Source organism: Colwellia asteriadis (genome assembly GCF_039523295.1).
GTDB classification, from domain to species: Bacteria; Pseudomonadota; Gammaproteobacteria; order Enterobacterales; family Alteromonadaceae; genus Colwellia; species Colwellia asteriadis.
Map to the genome: position 1 here is coordinate 1 of NZ_BAAAFA010000011.1, position 10796 is coordinate 10796.

Below are 10796 nucleotides of genomic sequence, written 5' to 3' on the forward strand. Positions count from 1 at the left end.
AGTTAATTTATCAGATGAACAATGCAAAACTGCCAGTTGATCATAAAATGTGGTACTGTAGGGTAATTAAGATTAGGCTTTAGTTTTGTGCGAAACGATTTTAGATATAACCCCCAATGTCACAAAACCATTTAATACAGCTCAAGCGGCGTTATGGGTTTATATGCTGGCACAACAGTGTGATTTAGAAGTAGGGGAGTTAGTGATGAGTATTGGCGACGCTCATATTTACTCAAACCATGTTGAGCAAGTGCAGCTGCAATTGCAGCGTACACCAACCGCTTTACCACAGTTGAAACTTAAGCGTAAACCAGCGTCAATATATGACTACAAGCTTGAAGATTTTGAACTGATTGGCTATGAGCCACAAGCGACTATTACGGCACCGGTAGCAATTTAATTACTCGTTAATTTGAACTTGAGGTAATAAGTACATCTTAAGTCGTTTTTTGTTATATTAACTGTGCTTACTTTATTTTCAACAGACTTACTATTACTGCATAAGCGGGACTAGTTATCGTTAAAAACATCAAGTTAGAAAATATAACCGAGGAACTTATTATTTAAGTTCAGGTTAAGATATTTAGATAGCCTTCCTAAGAGAGCCTTATACTTCAATACCAATCATCTAGATTGGTATTTTTTTGCCTTATTCTCCAACCTAAATAACTTCAAAAATACTAGTTGATGTTATTTTATATCGTTATTGTTTTTATTTTTACATCTACTTTATTAATTAGTAACAAGTTATTACGTTTTTCTGTTGTTTTTGTGTGTTATATTATAACGTTTTTGTTGTTTTATTATATAAGGAATTAGAATGAATTTTACACATAGCACCTATCAACGTAATGCTATTTATTTAGGTGTTGCTTTAGGTTTAACCTCCACAGCAAGTTTCGCACAACAGCCAAAAGAGGCGACTGAGCCCGTTACAAAAATAGAAGAAGTTGAAAGAATCCATATCACAACTCAACGTCAAGCCTATAGAGGTGACTTTTCTTCGCTTACTTCACCTGAATCTGTATCCGAAATTAGCCGACAATTGATAGATAATACCGGTATAGCCGAACTAACTCAGGTGTTAGATTTATCGGCGTCTGTTTCTAGACAAAATAGTTTAGGAGGCTTATGGGATAGTTACGCTATTCGCGGTTTTTTTGGTGATGAAAATGTTCCCAGTGGATATTTAGTTAATGGCTTTAATGCAGGTCGTGGTTTTTCAGGACCACGTGATATGTCAGGTATTGAACAAGTTGAGGTACTAAAAGGGCCTAAAGCAGCACTTTATGGACGTGGAGAGCCAGGTGGTACAATTAACCTTATTACTAAAAAGCCACAATTCGACCAACAAGGGCAAGTCACTGTTGAAGTCGGGAGCTATGATAAGCTGCGCCTAGAAGCTGATTTTACGGGGGAGTTAACTGAAAATGTTGCAGCCCGTGTAATCGGTTTCTATGAAACGGGTGATAGTTTTCGCGACACTTTAGAAATAGATAAGAAAGGTTTGATGGCATCTTTCTTATTTGAGCAAAGTGAGCAGTCTGTTTGGCACTATGAGCTTGAAGCTTCTCGACAAGAGATTCCCTTTGATAGGGGAATTTTAGCCTTAGGTGGAAATTTCGATATGATGCCGATTGAGCGGTTCTTAGGGGAACCTGGTGACGGGGCAACTACTACCGAAGCGCTAGGCCACCAATTACAGTGGCAATATGACTTTTCAGATAACTGGTATGTTAATTCTGGTTTAACTTATCGCTCAACGAGGTTACAAGGTACATCAAGTGATGCTGAAGTTTCACCGGTACGTCAAATGCTCTATTACGATGGTCGAACCTTAACGAGGCAACGTCGCGCTAGAGATTATGATACAGATCAATTTGTTATTCGTTCAGAAGTATCGGGTAGGTTCATGACAGGCGCTATCGAACATCAGTTAATGGTAGGTGTTGATTATGATTTGTTTGATTATGACCGAGATTATCGCGTTTATCGTGCGCCTGCTTTGAATACGGGTCCAACTAAAGCAATGCTTCATGCTATTGATATATATCAACCACTTTATGGTCAGCATGAACTGCCTACACCGATACCCGCTATTGTGCGTGTGCAAAAACAAAAAGCAACAGGTTTATATGTACAAGATCAATTACAGTTAACAGATGAGCTCCATGTTAGGCTTGGTGGTCGTATTGATTGGTTAGAGCAAACATTAGACGATCAGTTAAAAGGCTTTTCAGCTAAGCAGTCAGAAAATCACTTTAGCCCGCAATTAGGTTTGGTATATCAGCTTAAAGATAATTGGTCGCTTTACACTAGCTATGGTGAAGGTTATCGATTGAACTTTGGCACAGATAGTAACGGTGAAGGTTTTAAACCAAATCAAACTAAATCAGCTGAGGTAGGTACTAAATTTACCTTATTTGACAATAAACTTGATATAACATTAGCTTATTTTGATAGTCTTCAGAAAAATATCATTGTCGCTGATACACTAAACCCTGGTTACCATACCGCTATTGGTCAAGCCAGCAGTAGTGGCTTTGAAGTAGACATTGCGGGACAACTGCCAGCAGAGATAGATGTTTGGTTTTCATATGCATATATTGATGCGCAAGTTGATAAAAATGCCATTGATACCGGTTTAGGGGTTAGCATTCAAAAAGGCGATGAATTACTAAATATTCCCGAAAACAGTGCGAGTTTACAACTGAGCAAAATATTTTCTCTTTACGATAATGATTTGACCTTAGGGGCTGGAGCGACTTACATTGATAAACGCTTAGGGCAACGGGGATCTGATTTTTATTTACCAGCCTATACGGTAGTAAATATGTTTGCTAAGTACAATGTGTCTTCACAAATTGATCTTAAGTTAGAGGTACATAACGCTTTTGATAAAAAGCACTTTACTAATGCTTATACTCAAATATGGGTGCAACCAGGTGATCCTCGTACTATTGATTTTAATTTAACATACCAATTTTAATTAGAATAACTTATCTAAGAAGAAGCGTTTAGCCGACCCTTCGGGCAGCGTTTGTTAGGACTTTTTACTGCGTTATCGTCATTTTATGTGAAAAGAACCACATTATAATGGCTTTGGTCCGTATAAATACTCAACAATGCGCTGTAAAAGTAATCTCGAATGTTCCACAGAACGTAACATTTATTCTATGAGATAGAGATTAGAAAGGAGCTGTTATTAAGAAGGTAAAGGCGAGTAAAGTTATTTTACTCGCTTTTTATTGTAGCTCTAACTTTAAATCAAAAAGTTAACACTCAGTAATATTTACCGCTAAACCGCCGCGTGAGGTTTCTTTATATTTGGTCTTCATGTCATTACCGGTTTCCCACATGGTTTTAATTACTTTATCTAGAGAAACTTTTTGTGTACCGGTACCGCGAAGTGCTAAACGAGAGGCGTTAATCGCTTTAACTGAGCCCATAGCATTGCGCTCAATACAAGGAACTTGTACTAAACCGCCTACGGGATCGCAAGTTAAGCCTAAGTTATGCTCCATGCCGATTTCGGCAGCATTTTCTACTTGTTGTGGCGTACCACCTAAAATTTCAGTTAACGCACCTGCAGCCATTGAACAAGCAACACCCACTTCACCTTGACAACCCACCTCAGCACCAGAAATAGACGCATTGGTTTTATATAAAATACCAATAGCAGCTGCGGTTAGTAGATAGCGAATACAATCATCATCAGAAACAGGTTTCACAAACTTATCGTAATAACATAATACCGCTGGAATAATACCTGCTGCACCATTTGTAGGTGCTGTTACTACACGGCTACCAGCAGCATTCTCTTCATTGACTGCCATGGCAAATAAGTTAACCCAATCCATTGCATTGAGTGGATCGTTTGACTTTTCTACCGATAAGGTACGGTAAAGCGCAGGAGCGCGTCGAGAAACTTTTAATCCACCAGGGAGAATACCTTCGGTGGCAATTCCTCGATCAACACTACTTTTCATTGCACTCCAAATATTCACAAGCTTGGCGCGAATAGTGGCTTCATCGGCTAAACACTTTTCATTATTCATCATAATAGTACTAATGCTTAAGCCGAGTGTGTGAGCTTCATTTAGGAGTTCTTCAGCACTACTGAAAATATGCGGGCGTTGAATGTTACTATGCAATGATAAGGCTTTGTCTTTTTCTTTTTCAAAGTCGCAATCTTGAACAATAAAGCCACCACCAATCGAATAGTAAGTTTGCTCTAATAGCAATACGTCATCTTGATAAGCATAAAGGGTCATCGCGTTAGCATGTGCAGGTAATGTTTTTCTGCGGTGGTAAATTATTGCGTTATCTTTTGGAAAGCTAACCACTTTATGCTCACCTAAGTTGATGGTTTGTGTTTTTACCACTTCGGCTAAAATGCTTTCGATAGAGTCAACAGGAATATCTTCAGGGTTTTCGCCTGATAAACCTAATATCACAGCTTTACCTGTGCCGTGACCAATCCCCGTTTGTCCTAAGGAGCCAAACAATTCGCATCGCACTCTGTTGGTTGTTGATAACAGCTGCTCAGTTACTAAAGCATCGGCAAATAATTTTGCCGCTTTCATTGGACCAACCGTATGCGAGCTAGATGGACCAATACCAATAGAGAACATATCAAATACACTAATCATGATGTTTTTCCGAATAAATTTTTGATGGTTTGCTTTTTATTAGAATTATTGTCGGTAATTTTAGCTGAAAGTTATCAGTTTGAAAAACAAAAACTACGTAAAATATAAACTATTTACGACTAATAGCGTTGCCTTTCGATATAACTAATTTAATTGTTGTATGAGATCTTTCAGCATAGAAGCCGTAGCTCCCCATATATTATAGTGCTTGTAGGGCATAAAATGAACATTATGAGGGTTGCCATTATAATGGGTACTGATAGTGTATTGTTTAGATGAACTAAAAAAGTGTTGTAAGGGCACTTGAAATATTTCAGCTACTTCATTTTTGTCTAATAAAAACTGCTGCTTATTATCAATCATGGCTACAATTGGAATAACATGAAAGCCGCTAATTGTTTGGCACGGGGGTAATGTACCTAAAATATTAACAGCAGACGCTAATAAACCAATTTCTTCTTGTGCTTCTCTTAATGCAGTTGCGGTTGGATTAGCGTCACTTGGCTCTACTTTACCGCCAGGAAAGCTAACTTGTGATGGGTGGTGTTTTAGATGGCTTGCCCGTTTCGTCAGTAAAACTTGTAAGCCATCGTGAGTGTGTTCACCTTCAATTAGCGTAATTAATACTGCTGCCGACTTAAGTGGTCTAGGGTGAATATAGTTATGACTTGACTGCCCAAGTTGCAGCAAATTAAAACGTAATAAAAAATCGTCTTTAGTCATAACTACCACACTGTGTTAAAAGCTATCGTTAAAAGCTATCGTTAAAAGCTATCGTTAAAAGCTATCGTTAAAAGCTATCGTTAAAAGCTATCGTTAAAAGCTACTTTGTTACTTATAATTTAACAGGTTAATTTGGTGAGTACAGGTAATATGCAATTTACTTTATCAAAAGTCTCTTGGTATTCGCTTAATGCCGTTGAATCAGCTACTAAGCCACCACCAGCCCAGCAATGAACGGTATTTACCTGGGTACTTTCATTATGCTGACATACTAAGGTACGTATAGTAATGCTGGTATCCATGGTGCCACATTGAGAAACATAGCCAATAGAGCCGCAATATATACTACGGCGGTGAGGCTCTAGCTCTTCAATTATTTCCATCGCTCGTATTTTGGGTGCGCCAGTAATTGAGCCGCCAGGAAAAGCGCCGCGGAGTAAGTCGGTGGCGTTTTTATCATGACCAAGTTCTCCTTCTACCGTACTCACTAAATGGTGCACTGCGGGAAAACTTTCAATATCAAATAACTTAGGTACTTTTACCGTGCCAGCTTGGCAAACTTTACTCATGTCGTTACGCAGTAAATCAACAATCATTAAATTTTCAGCACGGTTTTTAATTGAGTTTTTTAACTCAGTTGCGATGACTTCATCTTGCGCGGTATCACTGTGACGAGGCGCTGTGCCTTTGATGGGCTTACTTTGGACTCTACCTTGACGTAATTGTAAAAAACGCTCAGGTGAAACACTTAAAATAGCTGAATTCTCAAGGCGTATAAACGCGGAAAAAGGCGCTTTATTCGCGGCTCTTAACGCTAAGTAAGCTTGAAATTCATCCCCTTGATAGTGGCTCGTAAAACGTTGAGCTAAGTTAATTTGGTAACAGTCACCAGAGAGTAAATAACGCTGTACTTGGTTAAACTTTTCAATATAACTGGCCTGAGTCATATTGGCTAACCATGGCTGTGTTAAGCAAAAAGGTGGGCTTACGTTTGCAGATTCAGTAACGATTTCTTGAATGTTTTTGGTTAGTGATGCACGTTGTTTTTCTGGGCAAACCAAATAGAAGTTATTGGTTTTGTTATCAAAAACTATTGCTTGTTGGTAAATGCCTACGGCCATTTCAGGTAAGTTAATATCTTGCTCTGCAATAGAGGGGAGTTTTTCAAAGCGTCGACCTAAGTCATAAGCAAAATAACCTAAAGCACCTCCTAAAAAAGGCAATAACTGATGAGGTGCTTGTTCATCGCCTAATAATTGTTGCTGTACCGAATGTAATAAACTTAATGGTTCATCATCACATTCAATAATACGTTCATTTTGAATGGCTGTTTGCCTGTAAGTAATCGTTGTGGTTTTATTTTGTGTGATTAGCGTCGCTTGAGGTTGCCAAACGATAATATCAAAACGGCTATCAACATGATTACTTTGACAAGAGTCTAACCACATTGCCCATGGCTGCTTAGCAAAACAAGCAAACACTGTTTCAGGCGTGGTGTTTTTCGATAATGTTAATAGCTGTGCAGTGATATTTAAATTTATAGGTGTTGAAGGTAATGCATTAAACAAGATTAAATCACTCAGAGTATTCGCCAGTAAAATAGTTATTATCAGCCATTACCGCTGGCAGCACTTTTAATAGCGAGTTATGATATACAGTTAAACGCATTATAACTTTACACCCTTAAATTTTATATAGTTGTTAAATCATTTCTACAACAAAGCTAATATTTTTAAACCAAGGTAATAGAGAGCACTATGGCCATTATAAAACAACAAGACTTAATCGATAGTATTGAAGATGCATTACAATATATTTCTTACTATCATCCATTGGATTTTATTCAAGCGTTAGAAAAAGCGTATAACAAAGAAGAAAGCCAGCCAGCAAAAGATGCTATTGCACAAATTTTAATTAACTCGCGTATGTCAGCACAGGGCAAGCGTCCTATTTGTCAAGATACGGGTATTGTTACTTGTTTCGTTAAAGTGGGTATGGCAGTTCAGTGGGATAAAACTGATATGACTGTACAACAAATGGTTGATGAAGGCACACGCCGTGCTTATTTAAATCCAGATAATCCATTACGAGCGTCAATCGTTGCAGACCCTGCCGGAAAACGTATTAATACTAAAGATAATACGCCGTCAGTTGTTCATATTGATATGGTGCCGGGTGACGGCATTGAAGTGATGATTGCGGCAAAAGGCGGCGGCAGTGAAAACAAAACCAAAATGGTCATGTTAAACCCGTCAGACTCTATTGCTGATTGGGTTGTAAAAACACTACCAACAATGGGCGCAGGTTGGTGTCCACCGGGTATGTTAGGTATAGGTGTTGGTGGTACGGCTGAAAAAGCGGGGGTTTTAGCGAAAGAAAGCTTAATGGACCCGGTTAATATTCAAGAGCTAATTGAGCGCGGTCCACAAAATGCTGAAGAAGAATTACGTTTAGAAATTTTCGAACGTGTAAATAACTTAGGTATTGGCGCACAAGGTTTAGGTGGTTTAACAACAGTGGTTGATGTGAAAATTAACTCAGTGCCTACTCATGCAGCATCTAAGCCAGTCGTTATGATCCCAAATTGTGCGGCAACCCGCCACGTTCACTTTCATTTAGATGGCTCAGGTCCTGCGGATTTAACACCACCTAAACTAGAAGATTGGCCTGAAATTACTTGGGAAGTAGGAGATGATGTTCGTCGGGTAAATGTTGATGACTTATCGAAAACCGATATTAGCGAGTGGAAAACAGGCGAAACAGTGTTACTTAGTGGCACTATTTTAACCGGCCGTGATGCTGCGCATAAACGTATTCAAGAAATGCTAGCTAAAGGTGAAAAACTACCGGTAGACTTTACTAACAAGTTTATTTATTACGTTGGTCCTGTTGATGCTATCGGTAATGAAGCGGTAGGTCCTGCGGGTCCAACAACGGCAACACGTATGGATAAATTTACCGAAATGATGTTAGCTGAAACTGGTTTATTAGGCACTATTGGTAAAGCTGAGCGTGGCGCAGCTACCGTAGAAAGTATTAAGAACCATAAGTCAGTGTACCTAATGGCTGTAGGTGGTGCTGCATATTTAGTGTCTAAAGCAATCAAAAAAGCGAAAGTCGTTGCTTTTGAAGATATGGGAATGGAAGCTATTTATGAGTTTGAAGTGGAAGATATGCCGGTAACGGTAGCTGTTGATAGTAGCGGGGAGTCTGCTCACGTTACGGGGCCAGCACTTTGGAAAGTTAAAATTGAAGAAGCGCATACAAAAAAATAAATAAGTAATATATTTGCTTATTTAGGGAGGGTGATCTTTCAGCCCCTAGTATAAAAAAAGCGACTTAAGTCGCTTTTTTATACTTTTTTTTCACTTTCCTAGTAATTTACCTTAACTGGATTAAACTCAATAATAAGATTTGATTAACATAAATTTTTATAATGAGTAACTTTATTTTTCAAGACGAAGTTGAACTAGAAGAAGACAATACGCTTATTAAAAAGAAAGATAAGTATTGGAAGATACTGGTTGTTGATGATGATGAATCCGTACATCAAGTAACGAAACTTGTTTTATCTGATGCAGAAATAGAGCATCGTAAGTTAATTATAGTCTCAGCGTACTCGAGTGAAGAAGCGCAGGAAATCTTACAAAAAGACGATTCATTTTGTATGGCGTTTGTTGATGTTGTGATGGAAACGGATCATGCAGGATTAGAGCTGGTTGAATGGATCCGCAAAGAGCATGGCAATCAAGCAATACGGTTAGTTTTGAGAACAGGTCAAGCTGGCACGGCTCCTGAGGCAAAAGTTATTAAAGAGTTTGATATTAATGACTATAAAGAGAAAACTGATTTTACCGCCAATAAAATGATCACTACCGTTTATGCCAGCATTCGTGCTTATCGCGATATTATGACCATTAAACGTAGTCTAGACGCCTTTAAAAAGCTTATTGAAGCGACACATGATTTACTTAAAATAAATCAACTGAAAAGCTTTGGTTCAGCAGCTTTAAACCATTTATTGGCATTGATGAACGTTGACAGTTCAGCTTTATACATAGCCAGAACACAAGTGGACTTTTCAGATCAAGCAAGTAGCTGCATTATTGCTTGCACCGGTAAGTATATCTGTGAGTCTAACTCGTTAGAAGAGTCAGATATTAGCGAAGATGTGAAAGAAAAAATACAGCAAGTTTTTATTGATAAGGCACACTATAGCGATGAAAGCTGTTTTGTTGGTTATTATCACTCCTCAAGCAATGCCGCATCAGTACTTTATATCGAATTCGAAGATGACAAAGAGCACTTTAAAGCAAGTCTCGCTGAGCTTTTTGCAACCAATGTGGCTTTAATTTTAGAGAGCTTAGCAAAGCAGCAAGAAATAGAGAAAACCCAAAAAGAGTTGCTGTTTATTGTCGGTGAAGCCGTTGAAGCGCGTAGTAAAGAAACAGGCGCTCATGTGCGCCGAGTTGCTGCTATTTGTGAACTAATGGCGCAAAAACTTAATTTAGGCGACTCTTTTATTGAAGCTATCCGCCTCGCTGCTCCATTACATGATTTAGGGAAAATCGCCATTCCAGAACACATACTGCACAAGCCGGGAAAATTAGAGGGGGAAGAGTGGGAGACCATGAAATCGCATGCTCAAATAGGCGCGGATATTTTAAACAAGTCAACGGTAAGTGTTTCTAAGCTCGCCGCGCGACTTGCTCATTATCATCATGAGAATTGGGACGGAAGCGGATACCCAGAAAAACTAAAAGGAGAGGATATTCCTCTTGAAGCGAGAATTATGGCCGTTGCCGATGTATTTGATGCGCTTGGCTCAAAACGTTGCTACAAGTCTCCTTGGAGTAACGAAGAAATTAAAGCGTTTATGCTAGATGAGAAAAATAAAAAATTTGAAGGAAGGCTCGTTGATGTGATTCTTGATAATTTTGAAGAGTTCTCTGATATTAGGGTGCAACACCCGGACGACTTTTAGCTAACGTAATATTTATTCATATAGCGTGAATTTGTAGCTTTTTCTAAAGAAATGAATTGCTATTAATAGTCTGCCTTTAAAACTATCAACAAACGATTAGGTAGATTATTTAAAAGGGTGGTCAATTAGATTTTACAGGGAGTGAAGTTGCTTACTTTTACAGTGAACTGACGATCTGTCTTTGTACTTTGGTAAAGCCAAGTTATTTAATTTAAACTTAAGAATTGGTTGTGGGAGCTTTTATTTTATGAAGAGGGAACTGACGACTTGTCATTTATGCTTTGGTAAAACCAGGTTATTTTAATTTAAGAATTGGTTGCGGGAGCCAGATTTGAACTGACGACCTTCGGGTTATGAGCCCGACGAGCTACCAGGCTGCTCCATCCCGCGTCCGAATGACCTAAATTAATAGGAAGCCAATAAGTTTTTAATTCTAC

At 38.6% G+C, this 10796-nt stretch carries 7 protein-coding genes and 1 tRNA gene; 4 read left to right on the forward strand and 4 right to left on the reverse strand.

What is annotated here, in order from left to right; all coding sequences use genetic code 11:
• Positions 1-85: 85 nt before the first annotated feature.
• Both thyA and ABD005_RS14925 read left to right on the forward strand, forming a co-directional pair.
• Positions 86-400, forward strand: a complete 315-nt coding sequence (thyA, locus tag ABD005_RS14920; RefSeq protein ID WP_343818431.1) for a thymidylate synthase — start codon at positions 86-88, stop codon at positions 398-400.
• A 420-nt stretch (positions 401-820) separates the two neighbouring features.
• Positions 821-2989: a TonB-dependent siderophore receptor gene (locus tag ABD005_RS14925; RefSeq protein WP_343818433.1), complete on the forward strand. Its 2169-nt coding sequence runs from the start codon at positions 821-823 to the stop codon at positions 2987-2989.
• A 286-nt stretch (positions 2990-3275) separates the two neighbouring features.
• Here the strand turns inward: ABD005_RS14925 and ABD005_RS14930 are convergent, their stop codons facing one another.
• From ABD005_RS14930 to pabB, 3 genes are all read right to left on the reverse strand, one after another.
• Complete coding sequence (locus ABD005_RS14930) at positions 3276-4652, reverse strand: L-serine ammonia-lyase (protein WP_343818434.1); 1377 nt, start codon at positions 4650-4652, stop codon at positions 3276-3278.
• A gap of 144 nt (positions 4653-4796) precedes the next feature.
• A complete protein-coding gene (locus ABD005_RS14935) occupies positions 4797-5375 on the reverse strand; it encodes a CoA pyrophosphatase (protein ID WP_215981123.1) in 579 nt (192 codons plus the stop codon).
• Positions 5376-5494: 119 nt separating this feature from the next.
• Positions 5495-6943: an aminodeoxychorismate synthase component I gene (pabB, locus tag ABD005_RS14940; protein WP_343818436.1), complete on the reverse strand. Its 1449-nt coding sequence runs from the start codon at positions 6941-6943 to the stop codon at positions 5495-5497.
• Positions 6944-7132: 189 nt separating this feature from the next.
• On the opposite strand from pabB, the gene ABD005_RS14945 reads away from it, so the two are divergent.
• Complete coding sequence (locus tag ABD005_RS14945) at positions 7133-8650, forward strand: fumarate hydratase (RefSeq protein ID WP_215981124.1); 1518 nt, start codon at positions 7133-7135, stop codon at positions 8648-8650.
• 161 nt (positions 8651-8811) lie between these two features.
• Positions 8812-10359, forward strand: coding sequence for an HD domain-containing phosphohydrolase (locus ABD005_RS14950; RefSeq protein ID WP_215981125.1), 1548 nt, complete (start codon positions 8812-8814; stop codon positions 10357-10359).
• A 313-nt stretch (positions 10360-10672) separates the two neighbouring features.
• Here ABD005_RS14950 and ABD005_RS14955 read toward each other — a convergent pair.
• Positions 10673-10749 (reverse strand) — tRNA-Met (locus ABD005_RS14955).
• Positions 10750-10796: the final 47 nt, after the last annotated feature.